A 24,376-nucleotide genomic window follows, 5' to 3' on the forward strand; every position below is an offset into this window, starting at 1 on the left:
GCCGTGTTGGCCTACACCAAACTGGAGGCCCTCAAGCTCAAGTGCGGCATCGGGCATTTTCGCCTCAAAGCTCAACTCTATGCCGTCGGCCTAAAAGCCATGTACCGGCAACTCGGGCAACTCCGTGCGTAACATCAGTAAGTAAGTTGTCTTGATTCCAGAATACGTGCGTTGCGGCTTGGTCTTCGTAGCGCAGCATGTAATCGTAAGAAGGCGCGTTGGAACTGGTGTCGGGCTCCGCAGACCTATCCTCTATAAGCTCGGCGATACTTGCTTGGTAGCTCTTTTTGAAAGCGCCAAGTTGCTGCTCCCAATACTGCTCTGGCGAGGCTGGTGCCGCTTTCGTGTCCAACGTGTCGCCGCGTAGGCCAAGCAGAATGCCGGCTGCTAACGTGCTCCGTGCTGATTCGGAACCGTTGGTGGGCACCAAGACGTGCAAGCTCGTGCGGCCGTATGCCGATTTTAACTTGTCGGGATAAGCGGCTACGGAATCGGTGAAGTAGAGGGAAACAAATTTGGTGCTGCCCGGAAGAGCAACTTCGCGCAATTGCACGGGCTGGCCGGCCCGGAACCCTAATAGTTCTTTGCCATTCAGGCGCAGCCGCCACACCGCCCCGTCGGAATTTGCGTCCGATAGTTCCGGGTTCCGGTCGCGCATCACCACACTGTCGGGAGTTACAACGGCATCGTAGTCGGACCTGACTTCGTACGGCCGCCCATCGGGGCCGCTATACGAACCGATGAAGCTGGCCTTGTTGCGGTTTTCCTGGCCAGCGGGCAGCCTTTGCAGGTGGAGCGTGACCGTTTCGGCGCCAAGCGTGCCACGGTAGCACCGATACCAAATGCCGGGCGTATCCTGAGGTACAGATGATTCCGACTGTGTTTTTGTTAGGCTGGTGCTAGCCTTAGTTCCGGAGTCGGTTTTGGATTGGCAAGCAGCCATTAAGCTACCTAGCAGCACTATGTAAACACGGATAATAGGCAAGCGACCGGCAATAAGTAAGCTCATCTTATAAGGCTTAACAAAGAAAGACATGTGCAATATATTGTTATAAAAGTACCTCAGCAGTCTATACCTCGTAGGTACCGACATCTATTACACCATCATCTTTCACATTCTTTTTTATGAGCTACATCAAAGCCAGCCAAGACGCCAACGGGGAGGACATCAAATTGCACTACACCGACCAGGGCCAAGGCAAAACCGTCGTGCTGATTCACGGCTGGCCCCAGAACCACGAAGCCTGGACTTATCAGCTTGGCGAGCTGCCCAAGCATGGCTTGCGCGTGGTGGCATATACCCGCCGCGGCTTCGGCAATTCATCCAAGCCTTTCGAGGGCTACAACTACGACACCCTGGCCGACGACTTGAAGGCGGTACTCGACACGCTTGACCTACAGGACGTAACGCTGGTGGGCTTCTCAATGGGCGGCGGCGAAGTGGCCCGCTACATGAGCCGCCACGGCGGAGCCCGCGTATCGAAAGTGGCTTTTATATCGGCCGTAACCCCGTATTTGCTGAAAACCGACGACAACCCCGACGGCGTACCGCAATCCGTGTTCGACGACATCTTGGCGAACATCAACAAAGACCGGTTCGATTTCCTGCAGTCGTTCGGCAAAGACTTCTACGGGGTTGGCGCCCTCAGCAAGCCTGTCAGCCAGGCGGTACTCGACTGGTCGTTCGGCATGGCCTCGTTGGGCTCGCACCAAGCCACCGTGGAATGCGCCAAAGCCTTTGCCACTACTGATTTTCGCGCTGACCTAGCTACTATCACTGTGCCCGCCCTCGTTATTCACGGCGAGGACGACAAAACGGTGCCCATCAAAAACAGCGGCGCCCGGATGAGTGAGCACCTGAAGCAAGCCACCTACGTTGTTTATGACGGCGCGCCGCACGGCTTGTTCATCACCGATAAAGACAAGCTAAGCGCAGACTTAGTGAAATTCGCGACTGGTTCGTAAGTATCGCTCCTCGGTATAGCTGCCAACAGCTATCCATAAACAAAAAGCCCTTGCCTCGTTCACACGAGGCAAGGGCTTTTTGTTTGGCGCCAGTTTACAATTAATTCACTAGGGCAGGTTGTTGCAGGCTGTAGCATAAAGCACAGCAAGGCTTGAACCTAGGGCAAAAAAAAGCCGGTAAGCATAGCTCCCGGCTTAATTATTCAGATAGGCGTGCCAGTTATGGTCGATGGTACCAGCGCTGAGCTTGAGGAAACCGGATAGGGTCGGTTTCTTCGGCTGCTGTCTTATCGTGAGGCCAGCTTCCTGCGGGGTTCGGTGCCCTTTGGCGTGGTTGCACCGGGAGCAAGCCGTCAGCAGGTTGCCCCAACTGGAGTCGCCGCCGCGCGAGCGGGGCAATACGTGGTCGAGGGTCAGGTTTTTGGTCGAGCCGCAGTATTGGCACTCGAAATGGTCGCGCTTCATGATGTTGTGCCGGCTTAGGGCGATGCCTTTATACGGCACACGCACATAGCGCTGCAACCGGATAATGCTAGGTTTCGGAAACGACTTGCTGACGGTACGCAATACGCCGTTTTCCGAGTTGGCAATCATCTCGGCTTTTTCAAGAAACAATAGAACAAAGGCCTTCTGCACACTGCACAGCGTGATGGCTGTGTAATCACCATTCAGAACTAGAACTTTTTGGTCCATACGCTTTACAAAGGAGTAATCATCAGGTACAGCGAAAGCTAGATGATTCTAAGCGTATTAACAATAGCCAGAAAGTTTAGTTTCTCTTGATCAATTGCCGGTATTCAGTTGCCAGGTCGTTCATACTGGTACCTGACCTTACGCCGTGGTGGGGTGTGGTCCTCCGACTGCGTAACAGCAACTGGTAACTCACAACTGGCAACCGGCAACTCAATCCGGCAGCAGGCGCTTGATCAGGCGCAGCTTGTGGGTGTATTTCTGCCGGTCGCGGTTGAAGATGCCATTGTGGTCGAGGGGGTCGATGCGCACTTCGCCGCTGGCGTGGATAATTTGCTGCTCGTCAAGCAGCAGGCCCACGTGGACAATGTTGCCTTCGGCGTTGTCGAAGAAAGCGAGGTCGCCGGGTTGGGTTTGGGCGACGAAGTGAACGGTTTGGCCGAGGTTGATTTGCTGGCGGGCGTCGCGGGGGAGTTGCACCCCAATGAGGCCGTAGAGCTGCTGCATCAGGCCCGAGCAGTCGATGCCGAAGAGGCTTTTGCCGCCCCACAGGTAGGGCGCTTTCAGGTACACCAGGGCCATTTTCTGGAGCAAGCGCAAGCGGGCGTCGGCGGGACCGTGCGGACCGTGGCCATTTTGGGGGTTGGTGGCGGCCCCGTTGTAGAAAAGCTGCCGCTCGCCGAGGCGCAAGGTCATGCCGTCGAAAAACGGTAGGCGCGAGCCTAGCTGCACCGGAATCCGGGTGGCGGGGTCACTTACCATCTGCACCACATCGAGGGTGCGCGGGTGGTCTTGGGCCTGCCAGGCAACTAAGTATTCGGCCGTGACGGGCGTGTGCTGCTTGCCATCCATCCAGCCCACATACTGGTCGGCCGCCGTGCGCACTTGCACCCACTGATTCTGTACCAGCAAAATAGAATAGCACTCCCCGAAAATCAGTTGGGTAACGATTTCGGCTTTATCCGTAGGCTCGGCGCGTACCGGCACGACGCTCAGCGCGCAGATTCCGTGTTCCAAGGTGGTGAAATTGTGAAATGGTGAATTTGTGGAACGGGGGCAAGTATTTTCGCGGAATCTACTCGCTACCTATAGTGCTCTTCAGCGCGAAGCTCCTTTTTTAACCTGAACTCACCAAGCATCTTCCACAAATTCACCACTTCACAAACTCACCTAATAATCGCGGGCGCGGTCTAATTCGCGTTTCTGATCTTTTTCCTTGATGCTTTCGCGCTTGTCGAACAGCTTCTTGCCTTTGGCCAGGGCAATTTCCAGCTTAGCAAAGCCCCGGTCGTTGACGAACATCCGGATGGGAATGATGGTGAGGCCCTGCTCCTGGTTTTTGTTGGCGAGTTGGTTTAGCTCGCGCTTGTTGAGCAGAAGTTTGCGAGGCCGGGTTGGCTCGTGGTTGTTGTAGGTACCGGCGGTGTATTTGGCAATAGTAAGCCCGTGCACCCACAAGCTGCCGTCGGGTTGAAATACGCAATAGCCGTCCTGAATCTGCACGCTGCCGTCGCGGATGCTCTTTATTTCGGTGCCTTGCAGCATAATGCCGGCGTCGTATTTCGCCAGGAACGCATATTCGTAGGAGGCGCGGCGGTTCAGGATGTTGACGCGCTTGGGGGTATCTTCTTTCTTCATCACTAATGGTCACTGAATTTTCGCTGATTCCACTGATTGAATAGAACAGGGGAATCGATGGGTTAAGCAACTATGGTGGGGCAACTATAGTTGCTGGCGCAACTGCTGGAAGCGGGCTTCAAGCTTCGCCTTGCTTATGATGCGCTGGCCGGTGCGGCCGGTGGCTACCAGTCGCTCGCCTACCCGAGCTTCTACGTAGCAGATGAGTTCGGCGCCTTCCAGTCGTTCAAAAATAGCTTGAATTTCCACGGTTTCTTTTTCGAAGGCCGGGGCGCGGTGCTCAATGGTTAATAGGGTACCAATGCCCTCCTCCTCTTCTTCCAGCATCAATTCCACAAACTGCCGGCTGCTCCATTCCAACGCCTGTCCTAAGGCAAACGTGCTTAGCACCGGATGAATTAGCTTGCCATTGAGCACCGCGAAATCCTGCGGCGTTACAGGGAAGGAGTAGCTTTGAATGTCGCCAGGGTGGAAAATGTGTTTCATGTTGCGGGTTGCTTGTCTCTGGTTACGCAGCAAGCGTGCTATCGATCAAGCGGGGAGAGGCTTCAGCGCGAAGCGCAAGCTTCGCGCCTCGTTGAACGACTGGCATTGCTAACGCAGCAACGAAGATGTTCAACAATATGCGAAGCGTAGGCTTCTCGCTACAGCTTTCGGCACGCCGACTTGAACCTAGAAACTAGGAACCTGAGACTAGCTTCAACCTTGGATCGGAGCTTACCAATTGGGAGGCGAAGTCACCGGCCTGGTACTGGAAGTGGGCGGTCATGGCAACCATGCCAGCATTGTCGGTGCAGAATTGGAAGGCGGGAACAAACACTTGCCAGTGTTGCGTGGCAGCTTCGTCTTGCAAGGCCTGGCGCAGGCCGGAATTAGCGGCTACGCCGCCGGCCAGGGCAACGTGGGTGAGGTGGTGGTCGGCGGCGGCGCGGCGCAGCTGGCGCAACAACGTTTGGATAATGGTGTACTGAATGCTGGCGCAGAGGTCGGGCAAGTTTTCCTGAATGAAGGTTGGATTGGCAGCAGTTTCTTTCTTCAGGAAGTACATAACGGCGGTTTTCAGGCCGCTGAAGCTGAAATCATAGCCAGGCATAGCCCCGACGGGAAACGGGAAACGCGTGGGGTTGCCCTCCCGGGCCAGCTTGTCGAGGTGGGGGCCGCCGGGGTACGGCAGGCCGAGCTGCTTGGCGGTTTTGTCGAAGGCTTCGCCAGCAGCATCGTCGATGGTTTGGCCGATGATTTCCATGTCCAGCGCGCTGCGCACAATCACTAGTTGGGTGTGGCCGCCGCTCACGGTGAGGCACAGAAACGGAAACTCCGGCCGCGGCTCTTCAATGAAATGCGCTAAAATGTGGGCCCGCATGTGGTTGACGGCAATCAGGGGCTTACCGAGGGCTAGCGCCAGGGTTTTGGCGAACATGCCGCCCACCAGCAACGACCCAAGCAGGCCCGGTCCCTGCGTGAAAGCCACAGCATCCAGGTCCTTCTTCTCGACCCCGGCCTTCTGCAACGCGGCCGTCACGACCGGAATCAGGTGTTGTTGGTGGGCACGGGAGGCCAGCTCGGGCACTACGCCGCCGTACAACTCGTGGACTTGCTGGGTAGCCACCACGTTGGAGCGAATTTCTCCGTCTACCATTACAGCAGCGGAGGTGTCGTCGCAGGAAGATTCGATGGCGAGAATGGTAGGCATTTTTGTTTTTTAAGCTTGGTCGGCAGGTATTATAAAGAACGTCATGCAGAGGTGCAGCCGAAGCATCTCGCGTGCTGGCATCGAGTGCTATTGAATTAGCATACTAGCAAAATGCGTCAGTTGCTCAGCATCCTTAGCCCTACAACATTTGCAGGCCTCAACACAACAGGCTATGAGAACCTAAAGAAGTGGTTACTTCGTCGTGACCTGTTCTGAAATAGACGGAATTTCAAACAAAGTTCGTTTAAAAGCTTAAACTGATTCCCTTGAATGCAGTCTGAAGCTTAACCAATGGCTGCGTGGTATCGTTCTTGCGACAGCGCTAACGCAACCATAGGTCTCTACCACGCACCGGTTAACCTGTATCTTCGCCTTTTCCGCTCTGTTTTAGCCCGTTTCGCCTGTGCCTCGTTTCGTTTCTATTCTGCTGAAAGTGCTGCTGGTCCTGGTGCTAGTGGTGGTGGTGGCAGTGGTGGGCACTTTGGTAGCGCTACGGATTCCGAGCGTGCAGACGCGGCTGGTACAACAGGCGGCCAGTATTCTGACCGACAAGCTAGGGCAAAAGGTAGTGGTGGGCCGGGTGGATGTACGGCCGTTTTCGCGGGTGCTGCTGCAAGGCGTGCGGGTGCTCGACCGGCGCGGCGGGGAGCTGTTCAACATTGGCCGGGCCGATGCTTCCATCAATTTATTCAGCGTTTTCGACCCGTCGCACCTGCACATCAGCAACCTTACGCTGGAGGAGCCGCGCTTCGCCCTAGTCACCTATAAAGACCAGCCCGATTCCACCAACCTTACGCAGTTTCTGAGGGCGGTGCGCCGCCTGATGGGCCCCGCTGACACCACCAAAGTCAGTAAGAAGCCCTTCGACTTCAAGATTGAAACCGTCAGCTTGCGCAACGGCCGCTTCATCCTAGAAAACCAGACCAAGCCCCGCGCCGCTTATTACGGCCGCTCGATGGACTACGCGCATATGCAGGTCGACAGCATCTACGCCGACGTATCGGAAATTCAGCTGCACGGCGACACGATTCACACCCAGATCAACGGCTTGCGCGGAGTGGACACGCCCTCCCGGACGCGCCTACGGGAACTGACGTCCAACATGACCTACGCCGCCAAGTTTTGGGAGTTTGATAAGCTGACTTTACGCATAGGCAACAGCCAGATCAGCAACTTCTTGCGCTTCGAGTACCGGCGGTTTCTCAACTTCACTAGCTTCAACGATTCGGTGCGGGTGGTGGCCCGGCTGCAACCCTCGCGCCTCTACTCCGACGACATTGCCCAGTTTGCGCCCCAACAGTCGGTGCGCGACTTAAAGGAAACCGTGCTGATTTCGGGCGAGGTCACCGGCTACGTGCACGACTTCCACACCAAGAATCTGGACATCCGCTACGGCCAGAACACCCGCGTCGTCGGCAATATTGGGGTGGAAGGGCTGCCGAATTTCAAGGAGAGCTTCATTGAAATGAAGCTGCAGCCTTCGGTGATTGATGGGCGCGACATCCGGCGCTACATCCCGGCCAAGGGCTGGCCCTACGTGCAGCGGCTGGGCCGGGTGCAGCTGAAAGGGCAGTTCCTGGGCTTCTACAACGACTTCGTGGCCAACGGCTCGTTCAATACCGCCCTGGGCTCGGTGGTGTCCGACGTCAACCTGAAATTCAAAACCGACCCGCGCTTTTCTTCATACGAGGGCGACATTCGCACCACCAACTTCCAGCTCGGCAAGCTGCTCGGCCAGGAAAAAACGGTGCGCGACATCACCATGAATGGCCGGGTGCAAGGCGTAGGCTTCTCGCCCAAAAGTGCCCGCGTAACGGCCCGTGCAACGGTGCAGAGCGTGTGGATCAACGGGTACCGGTACCGCAACATCACCACCGATGGCCGCTTCAGCAGCGAATCGTTTACGGGGCGTATTGCCGCCAACGACCCAAGTTTGCAATTCGATGCCAACGGTACCATCGACCTCAACAAAGCCACCCAAGCCTTCGACGTGCGGGCCCGCATCCGCCGCGCCGACCTACGCGCCCTCGGCCTCACCAAGCAAAGCGTAACAGTAGCTACCACTGCCAACGTGAAGTTTCGGGGCCTGCGCCTCGACGATTTGCTGGGCCGCATTGTTCTGCGCAACACGCGCCTTGGCTACGGCGGCCGCACTGTGGTCTTGGATACATTCGATGTGCTCAGCCAGCGCACGGCGGGGCAGCGCCAGTTTACGGTCCGCTCAGAAGCGCTCAACCTGACGGCCACTGGCAACTACAACTACACCGAAGTGATTCGTAGCGCCCAAGTGCTGCTGACTGAATATCAACTCAACTTCGAGAGCGACGATGCGGCCATTGCCAACTACTACCGCCGCAAGCGCCAGTCGCCCATTCGGGACTATGCTATTGCGCTGGATTTGTATTTGAAGAAGCCGAATCCGGCGTTGCAGCTGTTTATGCCGGGGCTGAAAGTGTCGAACTACTCGCGCATCGACGGCTCGTTCCGCAACGGGCAGACCTCGATATTCCAGCTTGGCGGCAGCTTCGATACGTTGCAGATTGATAGCATCCGCACCTACCGCACGGCGTTCGACTTCACTACTTCCAAGCTGCCCTACCAGCCCGAGGTGCTGGCGCAGGCCAGCGTAACGTCGGAGCGGCAGGTGCTGCCGACGCTGGGCCAAACTGAGCGGTTTTATGTGGAAGGCGTGTGGGACCAGGAGCGCATCAACTTCTCGACGGCCCTGGCGCAAACCAATACCACCAACCGAGCACAGATCAATGGGGCGCTTTCGTTTTTGCCTAATGCCGTGAAAGTGGTATTCAGGCAGTCGGGGGTGAACCTACTGGGCAAGGACTGGAGCATTGCGCAAGACAATGCGGTGGTGATTTCCAGCAAAGGCAAAGAGGTTGACATTCAGAACCTGAGCTTGAGCAACGGGCCGCAGAGTATCAGTGCGCAAGGTTTTATTTCGCAGGATGCCAGCAAAGAGCTGAAGCTAACGGTGAAGGACATGGAGTTGGGTACGCTCAATTCACTGATCAAGCAGAACTTGACCGGCCGCGTAAATGCCGAAGGCACGATGAGCGGCGTGTACGGCCCGCTGGCCATCAACTCCACCCTCACCGTCGACTCGATGCGGATGGACAAGGTGCTGATTGGGGACGTGAGCGGGAAAAGCAGCTGGGACAACCGCGCCAAGCAGGCCCTGCTAGACCTGGACGTGCTCCGCGGCGGACAGCGCGCGGTGCGCGTGGCCGGTGCCATTGCGCCGAGTGCCGAAGCAGACCAGCTCAACCTAACGGCCGTGCTCGACACGGCCCCCGTGAAGCTGGCCGAGCCCTTCCTCAAAACTATTTTTCGTGACCTGGGCGGCACGGCCGTAGGTACCCTGCGTCTGGCTGGCCGCTTCAACTCGCCCCGCCTCACCGGCACGCTCGACGTGACTGAGGGCCAGCTCACGTTCATCTACCTGAATACCACTTACACTTTCTCCGACCGCATTCGGTTTACCGAAGACCGGATTGTCCTGCGCGACATTCGGATGCGCGACCCGCTCGGCAACACCGGCACCATCACCGGCGACATTTTTCACGACGGGTTCAAGAACATGCGGCTGGACCTGGATGCCACGTTCCGTAAGTTACTGGTGCTCAATACCACGCGCAAAGACAACCAGCTTTACTTCGGCACGGCCTATGCCACGGGCACGGCCCGCGTTAATGGGCCCTCTACCAACCTGGTAGTGAACGTGCAGGCTAAATCCGACCCTGGCACGCGCCTTTCCCTACCGCTCGACAATGCCGCCAAAGCCGAGCAGGCCAGCTACATCCGCTTTGTGAACCGCAACCTGCTCGATACGGCCCGTACGCCCGTTCCGGTAGGCGTGCAGGACAAGATCGACTTGTCGGGCATCCGGCTGAACATGAACCTGGAGGTAACGCCCGATGCCTACGTGGAAATTCTGCTGGACGAAAGCACCGGCGACGTGATTCGGGGCACGGCCGCGGGCCGGCTGCGCCTCAACATCGACACGCGCGGCGACTTCAACATGAGCGGGCAAATCGAGATTGTGCGCGGGGCCTACAACTTCACGTTGCAAGGGCTGGTCAACAAGGAATTTGTGGTGCGGCCGGGTGGTACCATCGTCTGGAACGGCGACCCGCTGGCGGGCGAAATGAACGTGACGGCCGCCTACACGCAGCGTACCTCCCTGGCCCCCGCCTTGCCCGGCAACAACGCGGTAGTACCCGTTACGGCCGTGATGAACCTGACCGGCCCGCTCCTGCTGCCGGCCATCAAGCTGAATCTGGAATTCAATGATATTCCCTCGTCGTTGGAAGGTGACTTGGCGCCGTTTCTGTCGTCGTTGCGCAACGACGAGCAGGAACTGAACCGGCAGGTGTTTAGCCTGGTGGTGTTCCGGCAGTTGGCGCAGGTGGGCTCCTTATCGTCGGTAACCTCGCTCAGGGGGCAGGACAACGCCTTGGGCAACAGCTTGGGCCAGATTATTTCCACGCAGCTCGGCGCCCTTACCTCGCAGCTCGACCCGAACCTGGAAATCAGCTTCAACTTCAATGGCCTATCGGCCGAGCAGCTGCAAGCCCTGCAAGTGCGCTTGAGCTATTCGTTTATGAATGGCCGACTGCGCGTAACCCGCGAAGGCGGCTTCAGCAGCGCTGCCACCACTACTGGCGTGCCCGTAAACGGAGCTAGTAACTCAGTTATTGGTGATTTGAGCCTGGAATACGCACTGCGCACCGACGGCAGGTTTCGGGCTAAGCTGCGCTACGAAACCACCCCGCGCGACTATAGCGACATAACCAGCCAGAACCAGGCTCGTGCTGGCATTTCCTTGCTGCACACCGAGCAGTTCGATTCTCTCAACGAGTTGTTCGCCCGTAAGCACCTGCGCCGCCGCGAAACCAACGCCCGCAAAGCCCGCGAAGTCCTTAACATCGACGACGACCCAAGAACGACGCTGTGATTGGGTGAATGGCTGAATGACTGCATTGTTAAATTGTTGGTCGTTTGATGTAGCTAGCACGACCAACAATTTAACAATGCAGTCATTCACCCAACAATTAACAATCAATAACAAACCATCCACCATTCAATAATTACCTTTGCGCCTCTATGCCCCAAACCCGTCCGACCCGTAAGAAAAAGCTTGGCAGCTACCCGCACCTCATGGTGGTGTTCAGCATTACGTTGGCGTTGCTGGTTATTGGGTTGTTTGGGCTGCTCCTGATTCATGCGCACAAGCTCTCTAACCTGGTGAAGGAGAACATCGAGATGCAAGTGTATCTGGAGCGCGACTTGCCGGCTACGGAGCTACTGCGGCTGCAGCAAGACTTTTCGCGCAAACCCTACATTGCCTTCCGCGACCAAAAGCCGCAGGTGCGCTTCTTGTCGAAGGAGGAAGGTGCCAAGCAGTTCATCGACCAGACCGGCGAAGACTTCAAGAACTTCCTTGGCGACAACCCGTTGCGCGACGCCTACATCCTGAAAATAAAGTCCGAGTATTCCGATTCGTTGCAGATGGGGCGCATCGAGCGAGAATTGAAGGCCGAGCCGGGCGTGTACGAAGTGCAGTACGTGCAAAGCCTGATCAGCTCTATCAATCTGAATGTGCGCAAACTTAGTTTAGTGCTCCTCGGCTTTGCCGTCGTGCTAACCATCGTCGTGACGGTGCTCATCAACAATACCATCAAGTTGGCCTTGTTCTCGCAGCGGTTCCTTATCCGCAGTATGCAACTGGTGGGCGCTACTTCCTTCTTCATTCAGCGGCCGTTTCTGCGCCGGGCTACCTGGCAGGGCCTTGCGAGCGGAATTCTGGCGTCGCTGCTTCTGTTAGCCTTGCTTCAATATGCCTACTTGCAAGTAGCTGACTTGCGCATCCTGCGCGACGACCGGCTTATTGGAGTGCTCCTGCTGGTGATGGTGGGCTTGGGCTGCGGCATCGGTTTCCTGAGTTCCTACCGTGCGGTGCGCAAGTACTTGGGCATGTCGTTGGATGATTTGTATTGAGTTGAATTGCTTAATTGTTGAATTGTTAAATGGCTGAGCAGGATGGTGGGGCCAATGAGCGGAAGTTTCTGCGCTTAGCCGATATCGAGTGTTACCGAATCAGCTTCGCGCTTAGCAATGTAGTGTGGAGTATCGTTTTACAATGGCCACCTTTCACTCAACATAGTCTTGGCAGCCAGTTCGTCCGCTCTATAGACAGCATTTCCGCTAATATTGCTGAAGGCTTTGGCCGCTATGGAAAGAAAGATAAAGTGAAATTTTATCGTATTGCCCGTGGCTCTTTGTTTGAGTCACTGGACTGGAACGAAAAAGCTAAAATCCGTCAAATTATTTCAATTGATACCTATAATTACATCTTTAGTGAACTCCAACGCCTACCAAAATCTATTAACTCGCTTATAAAATACACCAACGACCACCTAACAATTTAACAATTCAGCCATTCAACAATCAACCCCATGCAACCCACACAAGAACCTCGTTTTGCTTTCGGGACGCGCAACTACCGCCTGATGTTTCTTGGGCTGGCCGTGCTGGCTGCTGGCTTCGTTACTATGACGCTGGACTCCACCGATTATGGCGAAGGGTTCCTTGGCATCACCTTGGGTCCTATTTTGCTGGTTATTGGCTTTCTAATCGAGTTTTGGGCCATTATGGCGCGCCCGCATGGCTACGCTCCGGTGGCAGCCGACGCCACCACCCGCGAAACGCTGGCGCAACAGCCTGCTCCTGCTGCTCCCGTTACTGCTCCTACTTACAAACGCTCGTAGCTTTGGAGCGTGAAGCTCCAGCTTCGCGTGTGGCAGTCCGTTCCTGAAGCAACACTTCGCGGCACGGGCACGCACGCCTATCTTCTACGAGGCGCGAAGCTGGAGCTTGGCGCCACACTGCTTCCTTATGAATTACTGGCACGCGCTGCTACTCGCTATTGTTGAAGGTCTAACTGAGTTTTTGCCGGTTTCCAGCACCGGGCACATGGTTATCGTAGCCAACCTGCTCGGCATTGGGCAGCTACCTTTCACCGAAACGTACATCACCTCTATTCAGCTCGGCGCTATTCTGTCGGTGGTGGCGCTGTACTGGCGGCGGTTTTTGCAAAGCGTCGATTTCTACGTGAAGCTGCTCGTGGCATTTCTACCGTTCGGGGTGCTAGGCTTTTTGCTGAAAGATGTTATCGAGGAGTTGCTGAAAAGCGTGACGGTGGTAGCCATTTCGTTGGTGGTTGGCGGAATCATCCTGCTGTTTGTGGACCGTTGGTTTTCGGGCCCGCGCAAAGAAGTAACCACCCCTAGCCTAATGCAGGCCTTTAAAATCGGACTTTTTCAGTGCATTGCGCTGGTGCCCGGCGTGTCGCGCTCGGCAGCTACCATCATCGGTGGCCTGACCCAAGGCTTCGACCGGCGCTCGGCCGCCGATTTTTCTTTCCTGCTAGCGGTACCCACCATGTTCGTCATTACGGCTTACCAGCTCTACAAAACCTATAAGGTAAGCGCGCCGGGGGCTGATGACTTGAAGCTGCTGCTTTTCGGCAACGTTATCGCTTTTGCGGTAGGATTGCTGGCCGTAAAGTCGTTCGTGAACTTCGTGTCGCGCTTTGGCTTCCGGGCGTTCGGCTTCTACCGAATCATTGTGGGCTTGGTTATTTTGGTGATGATCGGGTTGGGTATCAACTTGAAGTTGATTTAATACCGAGTTGAAATTTCCGAAGTAACCATCCGTGTGAGTTGTTCTTACCAAAGAAACACTCATGCAAAGCGCAGCCAGCGCCAAATCAAGCAGGACGTTTTTTAGACCGTCTCGCAAAACAGTCTTTCTAAGTTTCATTCAATGCTAGACGCTTCCTTTCCTCCTTTCGACTTTGAAGCTGGCGAAGTTCTACTGCTTGATAAGCCGCTCACCTGGACCTCGTTCGATGTAGTGCGCAAAGTCAAGAACACGCTGCGCATCAAGAAAATCGGGCACGCGGGCACGCTCGACCCATTGGCAACCGGTCTGCTGATCTTGTGCACCGGCAAGAAGACCAAGGAAATCGACTTAATTCAAGCGCAGGAAAAGGAGTATACCGGCACCTTCCGCCTAGGTGAAACCACGCCTAGCTTCGACCTGGAAACGCCCGTAGATGCAGAGCTGCCTTTCGAGCACCTGACGGAGGCGGCCGTACGAGTTGCTACTGCGCCGTTTATAGGGTTGATCGAGCAAACGCCCCCGCTGTTTTCGGCGGTGAAAGTGAATGGCGAGCGGGCCTACGAAGTGGCGCGGCGCGGCGAGGAAGCCGTTATTAAAAGCAAGCAAATCACTATTAAAGAATTTGAAATAACCCGCTTGGAGCTGCCCGAGGTAGATTTTCGGGTAGTTTGTTCGAAAGGCACCTACATCCGCAGTCTTGCCCGCGACTTTGGAGCCGCCCTAGGATGCGGCGCCCACCTAACCAAATTAGTACGCACACGCATCGGCGAGTACCAGTTGGCGGAGTCCTTGAATATAGAGCAGATAGAAGCCCTACGCCCGCCCCACCCCGAAGGGTCTGCCGACCGGCCACCCCGGCCGCAAAAGCAGCGCCGGCCAGAGCGCCGCGCCGGCCTGGAGCATTTCAACACGAATAACACGGCGGCGCAGTCAGATGGCACCAGAAACGACGCAACTGAATAACTTTCGTACCTGAATACGGACCGGTTCCGGCGAAGTACCGTACAGGGTATGCTGTCCAATAACATGTAGGCGGCAGTTGCTAAAGCTGGTTACTTGATCAGCTTGAAGCAGAAACCGGCGGGCTCGTTGAAGTCAGCGAAATCAATTCACTCAGCGCAAATCAGTGATTTATGCAAGTTGTTCGGGACCCGGCGCAATTTCCACACCTTCAAGGCCAGGCGGTTGTTACGAGCGGCACATTTGATGGCGTGCACCTCGGGCACCAGCAGATTTTGCGGCGCTTGCAGGAAGTAGCGCAGCAAAGCGGTGGGCCATCGGTGGTTATTACGTATTGGCCGCACCCACGCTTGGTGCTGGCCCCGCCTCCCTCCCACCCCAACCCGCAAGACTTGTTTCTACTCAGTACCCTTGACGAGCGCATCAAGAAGCTGAGTGATTTTGGAGTTGATTATCTGCTTATCATTCCGTTTACTGAGGACTTTGCCGCCTGGACTTCGGAAGATTATATCCAGAACATCTTGCTGCGCACGGTAGGTACCGGCAAGCTCGTAATTGGCTACGACCACCGTTTTGGCAAGAACCGAGAAGGCGGCTTCGACTATTTAAGTCAGAATGCAGAGCGGTACGGCCTGAGCGTGGAGGAAATTCCGCGCGAAGACGTGGATGCCGTAGGCGTGAGCAGCACCCGTATCCGCCGCGCCCTTGAAAGCGGCGACATCCTCACAGCCAGCCGCTACCTCGGCTACCCCTACGAGCTGACCGGCACTGTGGTGCGCGGCAAGCAACTCGGGCGCACCATTGGCTGGCCCACTGCCAATATTCAGGTAGAAGAGCCGTTGAAGCTGATTCCGGCCCGCGGGGTGTACGCCGTAATGGCCACCACTGCCGCCGGCACCCACCACGAAGCAATGCTCAATATTGGCGTGCGCCCCACCGTAGGCGGCGACCTAGCCCAAACGATTGAGGTTCACCTACTGGATTTCAACCACGACCTCTACGACCAGCAGCTCACCGTGCAGCTGATAGCCCGCCTGCGCGACGAGTTAAAGTTTGCTGGCCTGGACGCCCTGAAAGCCCAACTCGCCCTGGATGCCGAAGCAGCCCGGCAGCATTTGATAGGTGGTTAAAAAGCAGTGACAATGACTGCTGTTAGGCGGCTGGTTTATTGTTTGGGTGTTTAGGTAAACAATAAACCAACCTATCCTTTCAACTAATTATTCACCATCCTACCCACTGTGCGGCGCTATCTGCTTGTGTTTTTATACTTGCTGATTGGGCCACATTTGGTTGGCGCGCAGGGCAAGCTCAGTGGTACCCTTCGAGACTCACTGACGCAGAAACCACTGGAATTTGCGAGTGTATTTCTGGCCAGTACCACCTACGGAGCTACTACCAACGCCAGCGGGCAGTTCACCTTGGCCGGCGTGCCAGCAGGGCCTTACGATCTTATTGTGTCGTATGTGGGCTACAAGCTGCTGAAACGCAGTATTACGGTGCGCAACGGGCCGCAGCTGCTGAACCTGCAACTCACACCTTCAGCTCAGCAGTTGAAAGGCGTGACGGTGCGGCCCAACCCAAACCGGGTAAGTGATTATCAGAAATTTGCCGAGTCTTTTTTGGGGCAAACCAGCTTCTCGAAACAGTGCCGCATCCGCAACCCCGACGATGTGCTGGTTTCTTACGATGCCGATGAGAACGAGTTATCAGCCTCCAGCCCCACCTTCTTACAGGTCGACAATGCGGCGTTGGGCTACCGGGTCAAGTACTACGGCCTGCAATTCACGCTGAATTTCAAGCTGCAGTACATTACATTTTACGGGTGGCCCATTTTCGAGGAAATGGCCCCTCGCAACAATCGGGAACAGCAACGCTGGCGCACCAACCGTGAAAAAGCTTACCGAGGGTCTTTAACGCACTTTCTGCGTAGCGTATACACCAACCAGGTAGCGGGCCAGGGCTTTCTGGTGCGGAAGCTGCGCATTGTACCCAATCCGCGTTTTGCCCGCGCCGACAGCCTCCGGAAAGCCCTGCTACGCGCCCGGCGTAATCAGACCTTATCAGCGTCGGAAGCGGATTCGATTGACCGCTGGGCGAAGGTACCGCACCACTTCTCGCTGCTGTACATGGCGGAACGTCCCATCGACAGTTTGCGCCGGCTAGATACGGCTACCGGGCGGATGTGGCTGTGCTTTCCAAACTATTTGCAAGTCAGCTACCTGCGCGAAAGTCCCGACCTTGCTTACCACCTACCACACCCCATGGGGGCTCCGCCTGCGCCAGTATCTAAATCCACCCCACAGATTTCGCTGCTTTCGCTTACCAAGCGGGAAGCTGAAATTCTACCCAACGGCCAACTAGTAGACCCACTGGCGGTTTTCGTGGACCAGTACTGGGGATTCGAGAAAATGGGTGAACTTTTACCCAACGATTACGTGCCGCTCGCCCCTCCTTCATCCCACTGATACCTGCTTACGCCCTTTCCATATGATCAACAAAGTAGTTCCTGATGCTCAAACTGCCTTGCACGGCCTCACCGATGGCATGACGCTCATGCTTGGTGGCTTCGGCCTGTGCGGCATTCCCGAAAACGCTATTCAGGAAATTCTACGCCTTGGCGTGAAAAACCTCACCTGCATTAGCAACAACGCCGGGGTCGATGATTTCGGCATTGGGCTGCTGTTGCAGCAACGGCAGGTGAAGAAGATGATTTCCAGCTACGTGGGCGAGAATGCCGAGTTTGAGCGGCAGTTGCTAAGCGGCGAGCTGGAAGTGGAACTGTTGCCGCAGGGCACGCTGGCCGAGCGAATTCGGGCCGGGGGCGCGGGTATTCCGGCTTTCTACACCCCGGCTGGCTACGGTACCGAAGTGGGCGAAGGCAAACCAAGCCAGGAGTTCTACGGCAAAATGTATCTGCTGGAAACCTGGCTGAAAGCCGACTATGCCTTCGTGAAAGCCTGGAAGGGCGACACGGCCGGCAACCTGATTTACAAAGGCACCGCCCGCAACTTCAACCCCATGATGGCTACGGCCGGCAAAATCACAGTAGCCGAGGTAGAGGAACTGGTGCCCGCCGGCGAGCTAGACCCCAACCACATTCACACGCCGGGCATCTTTGTGCAGCGCATTTTCGAAGGCCAAAACTACGAGAAGCGCATCGAGCAGCGGACGGTGCGGGCTTCTGCCATGTAACGCTTCATGCAGTAGTCCAGGGACGTTGCTACAAACTACCCACAACGCTTCAAAGTAGTACGGCTCATTAAGTAGCTCGTTGGCCGGGCAATTCAATAAATGCTGCACCGCTTTATAATCTAATTCGTGCAACGGATTGATGATTTTACAAGCCATTGCGCGTAACGCTTGTAGCTGCCCTGCAAGCCATTACCCTACCACCGAATGTAAATTCCTATGAAAAAAACAGCCTTACTGCTTCTCCTTTCACTCACGTTTAGCGGCCACTCCTACGCCCAAACGGTAGCTCCGGCGAAACCCAAGAGCGGCAAGTCGCAAACCCTCACGGCCAAGCCCGAACAGCTGCCGGGCCTCGACCAACTATTGCAGGAATACACGGCTGCCAACCGTGTTCCGGGCGCTATTGCCCTCGTGGCGCGCGACGGCAAGATCATCTACCGCAAAGCCTTCGGCTACGAGGATGTTGATGCTAAGACTCCCCTCAAACCGGATGCTATTTTCCGGATTGCCTCGCAAACCAAGGCCATTACCAGCGTGGGGCTGATGATGCTCTACGACGAAGGCAAATTCCAGCTCGACGACCCGATTTCTAAGTACCTGCCGGCCTTCCGCAACCCGAAAGTGCTGGCTACTTTCAACGAGAAAGACTCTACCTATACCACCGTTCCGGCCAAGTCCGAAATAACCATTCGGCAGTTGTTCACTCATACCTCAGGCATCAGTTACCCGGTAATTGGCACGAAAGAAGGCAACGCCATTTACGCGAAAGCGCATATTCCGAGTGGCATCGGAACCCCTAACGGCAATCTGGCTACTTCGATGAACGCGCTTGGCACACTGCCACTGATGCACCAGCCGGGCGAAAAATTCACGTATGGGCTAAGCGTAGATGTGCTGGGTTATCTGATTGAAGTGCTGTCCAAGCAACCCCTCGACCAGTTTCTGCGCACCCGCCTTTTCGACCCGCTCGGCATGCGCGACACCTGGTTTTATTTGCCCGCCGAGAAGCAAAACCGCCTAGCCACCCTCTACACCGAAGACGCCACCAAAGCTACCGTGAAGATGGCTCCCCAAGGGCGCATGACGCCGGACTACCCCAAAGCCGCCGGCACCTACTTTTCGGGTGGCGCGGGGCTTTCTTCTACCATCGACGACTACGCCGTCTTTTTGCAGATGATGCTAAACGAAGGCGAGTACAACGGGCGCCGCATCTTGAAAGCCACCACCGTGCGCCTGATGACCAGCAACCAAATCGGCGACGTCAACCAGGGCGACAACAAGTTTGGCCTCGGTTTCAGCATCACCACCGCCAAAACCGCCGACACCTCTGGTCTTTCCGAAGGCTCTTACGAATGGGGCGGCATCTTCGGCACCACCTACTGGGTGGACCCTAAGTTGAAAATCGTAGCCCTACTTTACACGCAGAAATACCCCAACACCACCGCCCGCGACCTTGCCGGCAAGTACAAGGTGCAAGTCCGGCAGGCAGTAGTAAGCTCAACTGCTAAATAATTCATTTGCCGGTTGCCGGTTATGAGTTACCAGTTGCCGGTTGAGAGTTACCAGTTGTCAGTATTGAACTCACAACTGGTAACTCACAACTGGTAACTGGTAACTGGTAACTCATAACTGGTAACTCATAACCAGCAACCCAAATCACCCAATATGTTAGACAAACACGGCATCGCTCGGCGGATTGCGCAGGAAGTTCGCGACGGATACTATGTCAACCTCGGCATTGGCATTCCCACGCTGGTAGCCAACTACATTCCGGCCGGTATCAACGTGGAATTGCAGTCGGAAAACGGATTGCTGGGCATGGGCCCCTTCCCTACCGAGGACGAGGTAGATCCTGACCTCATCAATGCCGGCAAGCAGACCGTAACCACGCTGCCCGGCTCCAGCCTCTTCTCCTCCGCCGACTCGTTCGGCATGATTCGCGGCGAGCATGTGGATCTAACTATTCTTGGGGCCATGGAGGTATCCGAAAACGGTGACATTGCCAACTGGAAGATTCCAGGCAAGATGGTGAAAGGCATGGGCGGCGCCATGGACCTGGTGGCATCGGCCAAGAATATCATTGTTGCCATGCAGCACGTAGCCAAAGACGGCTCCAGTAAGCTGCTGCCCGCCTGCACGCTACCCATCACGGGCCTGCACTGCGTCAAAAAAATCGTGACTGAGCTGGCCGTACTCGACGTGACGCCCGACGGCTTTGTGCTGCGCGAGCGGGCCCCTGGCATCAGCGTCGAGCAGATTCGGGCCGCTACGGCCGGCAAGCTGGTAGTGCCAGATGAGGTGCCGGAGATGGTGATTAAGTAAATGAGTGAGGTGGACGTTCCGCTGGCGCCACTTGAGCGGCTAGAACGTCCACCTCACTCATTCACCTCTGCGTGCGGCGGTAGGCTTGGGCCATGATGCGCTCGGCAGCTTCGCGGGTGAAATGCGAGAAATACTTCAGCAGGTGCACTAATGCAGCGTGCGGGGTGAGGCCACCGGCGTGTACAGCTTCGGCCAAATAATCGGCCAGGGTGTCGGGGTGGCCGGTGAGGGCGGGAAACTCGTGGGCGGTTTTGTAGCGCGCCAGAATATCGACGCGGAGCCAGTCGGGGGCGCCGGGCACTTGGGTAAGCAGGCGCTCCATTACCAGCTGCACCTCATCCATGAACAAGGTGCGCACGAGGCCGGGCGGCGCGGGCACAACTTGGCCGGCGGCAGCCACCAATAGTACGGCTGCCGGCATGGCGGGCTGCCAGCGGTGTACGTCGGGCGGGGCGCATAGCCAGGCTGTAGGAGGGAAACTCTCGGGCGAGGCTAGCAGCCGGCCCAACGTCTGGAGACGACGTTCTTCGGGCGGAAGCATACTGCAAGGTACAACGGGCCAACCGGATGGTGTCTAACCTACGTAGAGGTACTATATTCGAGAGCCCCAATCCGTCACCGAAAACATTCTTTCTATGCGCCACTGCTACGCTGGTTTCTTCGCTCTGCTGCTAACCGCCACTACCTTCTCAGTTAAAGCCCAAACGCCTATTATCATCGACCGTAACGACATGCCCAACACAGGCGACTCGTTGCGCACCAGCGAAACGCTCACCCTAACGGGCACCGCTCTTACCCAAACAGGTGCCAACCAGACCTGGAACTACAGTGGCCTACGGCCCGTCAACCAGAGCGTAGCCTACTATTCCGGGGTTAGTAGTACACCGGGCGTGCTGCCCATAGTGTTTGGCGTGTTGGGCGGCATGAACAGAGCCACTATTGCCAATCGGCAGCCGTTGCCGGCTGTGCTGGTGGAGGCGGGCATACCCATCACGGAGGTGTATTCTTTCTTCAATGAGTCGGCAACTACTTACCGCCAGGTAGGCTACGGAGCAGATATTCCGTCGATAGGCGCGCTGCCTGTCTTCTATCAGAGCCAAGCCTTGCAAGACGTGCTCTACCGCTTCCCGCTGGTATACCAACAGCGCGATTCCAGCAATTCCGACTTCTCGGTGAACGTGCCTGGAACAGCCTTTTTGCGGGAAAAACAGAAGCGCGTAAACAACGCCGACGGTTGGGGCACGCTCACTACGCCGTTCGGTACGTTCGAGGCGCTGCGCGTGGTGAGCACGCTGCAAGTCCGCGACAGTGTATCCCTGCAAGGGCAGCCGGGCGCGGCCGTTCAGCGGCCGGTAATGAAGCAGTACAAGTGGCTGGCCAAAAACCAGGGTATTCCGCTGCTGCAAGTCATTACGCAGCTTGTCAGTGGACAGGAAATCGTGTCGTTGGTGCAGTACCGCGACATCTACCGCCGTCAGCCCGTGCTAAGCACGCAGGCGCAACTTCCCGAAACAGCGGTAGCCATTTATCCAACCCCCGTTGGGACAAGCGAATCGTTGCGCCTGACCTTGCCCGCATCTGGACCTGTTGCTCTTACTGCCACCGATTTAGCGGGACGCGTCTTATTTAACTATACTATTCCGAATGCTTCACGCGAAGCCACGGTGCCCGCTGCTGCCTTCGGGGCGTTTCGGGGAGTGGCGATGCTGCGGGTGCAAACTGAAACGGGCGTAGTGGTGCGGCGTATAGTGCGGCAGTAGCAGGGCACCTAGCTGGTTATTTTCCTAGCCTAGCGGCCTGCTGATAGCTGACAACGGTTTCCACTAGTCGTTGGTTGGTTAACCGCAGCTCCACCCCGTCGGAGCCGTCGGGCAGGTCGATAGGAATGATATAGCTGCGAATCAGCCCAAAGAATAACTTCTCTTCTATCTGCCCCAATGCCGACCACGGAACGAGCAGTGGTGGGTGGCCGAAGCGAAATAAGAATAGCACCGCAAGTTCCAGGCCCGCTGATCCGCACCGAATGGTAAGTGCTCCCCTATAATTAGCGCCAAAACCAATTGCCCCTACCTTGCGAAGTGTGCCCGACTGCATCCAGAAGCTGGTGGCCGGGGCTTGGCTGCCTGCCTCACTTGCTTGAAAGTGTCGGCTTAGTTGCCGCCAGCCACTCAAGGAAATCAACCAACAGATGCCAAGCCAGAAGGCCACAAAAACAAACGGGAATAAGGCCAGTGCGAAGTATCCGGTAGCTGTCATGCTGTAAGGATAAGCAAACCGCCGTTTGCACTGGAAATGAAGCTTCTCCTACCCGAACGGAAGGCCTCGTATTTTCCACATAAGCAGCACCAAGTACCAGCAGCAACTTCTTACTAACTGAGCGTTTTTGCCACCGAAGTTGTTGTAGGCCCGTAATACAAGCGCAAAGCCCAACCAGTAGGGCCTTTTTTTGCATTTCTTCAACGACATTTTTCTTTAATACATATGGCAACCTCAAACGGCAAAGTAAGCGGCAGCCACGCCAAAAAAGTGCCGCACGACAAGACCCCACTAGCGGAACTGCTCACGCCTACAGCGGTTCCAGCTCACAAGCTGGTGCTCCGTACGTTGCGCCGCTCCGATTTTAAAGCCATCAAGGGCATCATGGATCAGGTGTATTCCAACATGGAAGGTGCTTGGTCGGCCGACGAGTTTAGCGCGCTGATCCGTAAGTTTCCAGAAGGCCAGATTGGCATTGAGGACAACGGCCGGCTAGTAGCTGCCGCGCTGGCCATCATTGTTGATTACAGCAAATTCGGCGACAAGCATACCTACGCTAAAATTACGGGCAACGGCAAGTTTGATACCCATAGCGCCGACGGTGATACCCTGTATGGAGTTGACGTGTTCGTGGACCCCGAGTACCGCAGCCTACGCCTCGGGCGGCGTCTCTATGACGCCCGCAAAGAGTTGTGCGAAAACCTGAACCTGCGCGCTATGGTGGCGGGGGGTCGTATTCCGGGCTACGCACAGTACGCCAACGAGATGACGCCCGCCAAGTACGTGGAAATGGTGCGGAACAAGGAGTTGGTCGACCCCATCCTCACGTTCCAGCTTTCCAACGAGTTCTACGTCCGCAAAATCATTCGCGGCTACCTGCCCTACGACTCCGAAAGTAAGGCGTTTGCTACGCTGCTGGAGTGGATCAATGTGTATTACGAGGAAGAAGAGAAGCTGATTGGCAACCAGAAAAGCAACGTCCGCATTGGCATCGTGCAATGGCAGATGCGCGCTACCCGCAGCTTAGAGGACCTGTTGCAGCAGATCGAGTTCTTCGTGGATACGGTGAGCGGCTACAAGGCCGACTGCGTGATGTTCCCGGAGTTTTTCAACGCCCCGCTTATGGCCCTTACCAACGAGGACTCGCCGGCAGTAGCTATCCGGGCCATGGCGGCCTTCACGGCGCCCATCAAAGCCAAAATGATGGAGCTAGCCGTGAGCTACAACATCAACATTGTGGCCGGCTCCATGCCCGTATATGAAGACGAAAGGCTGCACAACGTGGCCTACCTCTGCCGCCGCGACGGCACCGTGGACGAGCAATACAAGCTGCACGTCACGCCCGACGAGGCCAGCTATTGGGGTATGCGCGGGGGCGATAAGCTCAAGTGCTTCGACACCGACTTCGGCAAAATCGGCATTCTGGTGTGCTACGACGTGGAGTTCCCGGAGCTGGCCCGCATGCTTAGCGACGAAGGCGTGAAGATTCTGTTCGTGCCGTTCTGGACCGACACCAAGAACGCCTACCAGCGCGTGCGCATCTGCGCCCAGGCCCGCGCCATTGAAAACGAGTGCTACGTGGCCATTACCGGCTCGGTGGGCAACCTGCCGCGGGTCGAGAACATGGACATCCAGTATTCGCAAAGCGCCGTGTTCAGCCCCTCCGACTTCGCCTTTCCGCACGATGCCATCGTGGCCGAAGCCACCCCGAACACCGAGATGACCCTCATTGCCGACCTCGACCTGGACTTGCTTAAAGACCTGAACACCAGTGGGGCTGTGCGTAACCTGCGTGACCGACGCAAGGACTTGTACTCGCTGAGCTGGAGCATCAAGAAGTCGGAGCGTGACGACGAGTTGCTGGCTCAGGGCTCCGATGAGCGTCATCCGCGGGTAAGCAAGCGGAAGGCTATTGCCGCCGGGTAATATTATGTGCATCTTGTAGGCTTACTATAAAAGCCG

21 protein-coding genes and 1 pseudogene are annotated in these 24,376 nt (G+C 56.3%); 15 read left to right on the forward strand and 7 right to left on the reverse strand.

Annotation, left to right across the window (positions count from 1 at the left end; all coding sequences use genetic code 11):
- Both VF639_RS25520 and VF639_RS19830 read left to right on the forward strand, forming a co-directional pair.
- Positions 1–132 (forward strand): annotated as a pseudogene (locus tag VF639_RS25520) (IS701 family transposase); the annotation flags it as partial.
- A 993-nt stretch (positions 133–1,125) separates the two neighbouring features.
- Positions 1,126–1,965: an alpha/beta fold hydrolase gene (locus VF639_RS19830; protein WP_331147678.1), complete on the forward strand. Its 840-nt coding sequence runs from the start codon at positions 1,126–1,128 to the stop codon at positions 1,963–1,965.
- A gap of 195 nt (positions 1,966–2,160) precedes the next feature.
- Here VF639_RS19830 and VF639_RS19835 read toward each other — a convergent pair whose 3' ends face one another.
- From VF639_RS19835 to tsaD, 5 genes are all read right to left on the reverse strand, one after another.
- Entirely contained in the window at positions 2,161–2,658 is a 498-nt protein-coding gene (locus VF639_RS19835; RefSeq protein WP_331147679.1) for an HNH endonuclease, read from the reverse strand.
- Positions 2,659–2,868: 210 nt separating this feature from the next.
- Positions 2,869–3,672, reverse strand: coding sequence for a C40 family peptidase (locus VF639_RS19840; RefSeq protein WP_331147680.1), 804 nt, complete (start codon positions 3,670–3,672; stop codon positions 2,869–2,871).
- A gap of 153 nt (positions 3,673–3,825) precedes the next feature.
- Entirely contained in the window at positions 3,826–4,293 is a 468-nt protein-coding gene (gene smpB, locus VF639_RS19845; RefSeq protein WP_331147681.1) for an SsrA-binding protein SmpB, read from the reverse strand.
- An 84-nt stretch (positions 4,294–4,377) separates the two neighbouring features.
- On the reverse strand, positions 4,378–4,779 hold the full coding sequence (locus tag VF639_RS19850) for a thioesterase family protein (RefSeq protein ID WP_331147682.1): 402 nt from the start codon (positions 4,777–4,779) through the stop codon (positions 4,378–4,380).
- A 193-nt stretch (positions 4,780–4,972) separates the two neighbouring features.
- Positions 4,973–5,986 carry a tRNA (adenosine(37)-N6)-threonylcarbamoyltransferase complex transferase subunit TsaD gene (tsaD, locus tag VF639_RS19855; protein WP_331147683.1) on the reverse strand — a complete coding sequence of 338 codons (1,014 nt, stop codon included), beginning with the start codon at positions 5,984–5,986 and terminating at the stop codon, positions 4,973–4,975.
- A 403-nt stretch (positions 5,987–6,389) separates the two neighbouring features.
- Here tsaD and VF639_RS19860 point away from each other — a divergent pair, with 403 nt between their 5' ends.
- The 11 genes from VF639_RS19860 to VF639_RS19910 all read left to right on the forward strand — a co-directional run bounded on the left by VF639_RS19860 (position 6,390) and on the right by VF639_RS19910 (position 20,158).
- On the forward strand, positions 6,390–10,955 hold the full coding sequence (locus VF639_RS19860; protein ID WP_331147684.1) for a translocation/assembly module TamB domain-containing protein: 4,566 nt from the start codon (positions 6,390–6,392) through the stop codon (positions 10,953–10,955).
- 149 nt (positions 10,956–11,104) lie between these two features.
- A complete protein-coding gene (locus tag VF639_RS19865) occupies positions 11,105–11,998 on the forward strand; it encodes a cell division protein FtsX (protein ID WP_331147685.1) in 894 nt (297 codons plus the stop codon).
- A 29-nt stretch (positions 11,999–12,027) separates the two neighbouring features.
- Positions 12,028–12,429 (forward strand): four helix bundle protein, encoded by a 402-nt coding sequence (locus VF639_RS19870; protein WP_331147686.1) that lies wholly within the window; start codon positions 12,028–12,030, stop codon positions 12,427–12,429.
- A gap of 27 nt (positions 12,430–12,456) precedes the next feature.
- Entirely contained in the window at positions 12,457–12,768 is a 312-nt protein-coding gene (locus VF639_RS19875) for a DUF3098 domain-containing protein (RefSeq protein ID WP_331147687.1), read from the forward strand.
- A gap of 127 nt (positions 12,769–12,895) precedes the next feature.
- The gene (locus VF639_RS19880; protein ID WP_331147688.1) at positions 12,896–13,684 is read left to right on the forward strand and encodes an undecaprenyl-diphosphate phosphatase; all 789 of its coding nucleotides are present in this window, start codon (positions 12,896–12,898) and stop codon (positions 13,682–13,684) included.
- A gap of 141 nt (positions 13,685–13,825) precedes the next feature.
- Positions 13,826–14,647: a tRNA pseudouridine(55) synthase TruB gene (gene truB, locus VF639_RS19885; protein ID WP_331147689.1), complete on the forward strand. Its 822-nt coding sequence runs from the start codon at positions 13,826–13,828 to the stop codon at positions 14,645–14,647.
- A 170-nt stretch (positions 14,648–14,817) separates the two neighbouring features.
- The gene (locus tag VF639_RS19890) at positions 14,818–15,774 is read left to right on the forward strand and encodes a bifunctional riboflavin kinase/FAD synthetase (RefSeq protein ID WP_331147690.1); all 957 of its coding nucleotides are present in this window, start codon (positions 14,818–14,820) and stop codon (positions 15,772–15,774) included.
- A 108-nt stretch (positions 15,775–15,882) separates the two neighbouring features.
- Positions 15,883–17,109 carry a carboxypeptidase-like regulatory domain-containing protein gene (locus tag VF639_RS19895; RefSeq protein WP_331147691.1) on the forward strand — a complete coding sequence of 409 codons (1,227 nt, stop codon included), beginning with the start codon at positions 15,883–15,885 and terminating at the stop codon, positions 17,107–17,109.
- Between the two features lie 22 nt (positions 17,110–17,131).
- On the forward strand, positions 17,132–17,836 hold the full coding sequence (locus tag VF639_RS19900; protein ID WP_331147692.1) for a CoA transferase subunit A: 705 nt from the start codon (positions 17,132–17,134) through the stop codon (positions 17,834–17,836).
- A gap of 216 nt (positions 17,837–18,052) precedes the next feature.
- A complete protein-coding gene (locus tag VF639_RS19905) occupies positions 18,053–19,348 on the forward strand; it encodes a serine hydrolase domain-containing protein (protein ID WP_331147693.1) in 1,296 nt (431 codons plus the stop codon).
- Positions 19,349–19,501: 153 nt separating this feature from the next.
- Positions 19,502–20,158, forward strand: a complete 657-nt coding sequence (locus VF639_RS19910; RefSeq protein ID WP_331147694.1) for a CoA transferase subunit B — start codon at positions 19,502–19,504, stop codon at positions 20,156–20,158.
- Positions 20,159–20,219: 61 nt separating this feature from the next.
- Here VF639_RS19910 and VF639_RS19915 read toward each other — a convergent pair whose 3' ends face one another.
- Positions 20,220–20,699, reverse strand: a complete 480-nt coding sequence (locus tag VF639_RS19915; RefSeq protein WP_331147695.1) for a hypothetical protein — start codon at positions 20,697–20,699, stop codon at positions 20,220–20,222.
- Positions 20,700–20,793: 94 nt separating this feature from the next.
- On the opposite strand from VF639_RS19915, the gene VF639_RS19920 reads away from it, so the two are divergent.
- Entirely contained in the window at positions 20,794–21,918 is a 1,125-nt protein-coding gene (locus tag VF639_RS19920) for a T9SS type A sorting domain-containing protein (protein ID WP_331147696.1), read from the forward strand.
- 16 nt (positions 21,919–21,934) lie between these two features.
- Here the strand turns inward: VF639_RS19920 and VF639_RS19925 are convergent, their stop codons facing one another.
- Entirely contained in the window at positions 21,935–22,414 is a 480-nt protein-coding gene (locus tag VF639_RS19925) for a hypothetical protein (RefSeq protein WP_331147697.1), read from the reverse strand.
- Positions 22,415–22,798: 384 nt separating this feature from the next.
- Between VF639_RS19925 and VF639_RS19930 the strand changes: the two genes are divergently transcribed.
- Positions 22,799–24,340, forward strand: coding sequence for a carbon-nitrogen hydrolase family protein (locus tag VF639_RS19930; protein WP_414654770.1), 1,542 nt, complete (start codon positions 22,799–22,801; stop codon positions 24,338–24,340).
- Positions 24,341–24,376 lie beyond the last annotated feature (36 nt).

Origin of the sequence: Hymenobacter sp. (assembly GCF_036387835.1) — a bacterium.
In the GTDB taxonomy this organism is placed as follows: Bacteria; Bacteroidota; Bacteroidia; order Cytophagales; family Hymenobacteraceae; genus Hymenobacter.

Excerpts from the sequence above, each read along its gene's own strand:
- VF639_RS19830 (WP_331147678.1), top strand. The coding sequence starts at position 1,126 with ATGAGCTACATCAAAGCCAGCCAAGACGCCAACGGGGAGGACATCAAA.
- VF639_RS19835 (WP_331147679.1), bottom strand. The coding sequence starts at position 2,658 with ATGGACCAAAAAGTTCTAGTTCTGAATGGTGATTACACAGCCATCACG.
- smpB (WP_331147681.1), bottom strand. The coding sequence starts at position 4,293 with ATGAAGAAAGAAGATACCCCCAAGCGCGTCAACATCCTGAACCGCCGC.
- VF639_RS19850 (WP_331147682.1), bottom strand. The coding sequence starts at position 4,779 with ATGAAACACATTTTCCACCCTGGCGACATTCAAAGCTACTCCTTCCCT.
- tsaD (WP_331147683.1), bottom strand. The coding sequence starts at position 5,986 with ATGCCTACCATTCTCGCCATCGAATCTTCCTGCGACGACACCTCCGCT.
- VF639_RS19865 (WP_331147685.1), top strand. The coding sequence starts at position 11,105 with ATGCCCCAAACCCGTCCGACCCGTAAGAAAAAGCTTGGCAGCTACCCG.
- VF639_RS19870 (WP_331147686.1), top strand. The coding sequence starts at position 12,028 with ATGGCTGAGCAGGATGGTGGGGCCAATGAGCGGAAGTTTCTGCGCTTA.
- VF639_RS19875 (WP_331147687.1), top strand. The coding sequence starts at position 12,457 with ATGCAACCCACACAAGAACCTCGTTTTGCTTTCGGGACGCGCAACTAC.
- VF639_RS19880 (WP_331147688.1), top strand. The coding sequence starts at position 12,896 with ATGAATTACTGGCACGCGCTGCTACTCGCTATTGTTGAAGGTCTAACT.
- truB (WP_331147689.1), top strand. The coding sequence starts at position 13,826 with ATGCTAGACGCTTCCTTTCCTCCTTTCGACTTTGAAGCTGGCGAAGTT.
- VF639_RS19890 (WP_331147690.1), top strand. The coding sequence starts at position 14,818 with ATGCAAGTTGTTCGGGACCCGGCGCAATTTCCACACCTTCAAGGCCAG.
- VF639_RS19900 (WP_331147692.1), top strand. The coding sequence starts at position 17,132 with ATGATCAACAAAGTAGTTCCTGATGCTCAAACTGCCTTGCACGGCCTC.
- VF639_RS19905 (WP_331147693.1), top strand. The coding sequence starts at position 18,053 with ATGAAAAAAACAGCCTTACTGCTTCTCCTTTCACTCACGTTTAGCGGC.
- VF639_RS19910 (WP_331147694.1), top strand. The coding sequence starts at position 19,502 with ATGTTAGACAAACACGGCATCGCTCGGCGGATTGCGCAGGAAGTTCGC.
- VF639_RS19915 (WP_331147695.1), bottom strand. The coding sequence starts at position 20,699 with ATGCTTCCGCCCGAAGAACGTCGTCTCCAGACGTTGGGCCGGCTGCTA.
- VF639_RS19920 (WP_331147696.1), top strand. The coding sequence starts at position 20,794 with ATGCGCCACTGCTACGCTGGTTTCTTCGCTCTGCTGCTAACCGCCACT.
- VF639_RS19925 (WP_331147697.1), bottom strand. The coding sequence starts at position 22,414 with ATGACAGCTACCGGATACTTCGCACTGGCCTTATTCCCGTTTGTTTTT.
- VF639_RS19930 (WP_414654770.1), top strand. The coding sequence starts at position 22,799 with ATGGATCAGGTGTATTCCAACATGGAAGGTGCTTGGTCGGCCGACGAG.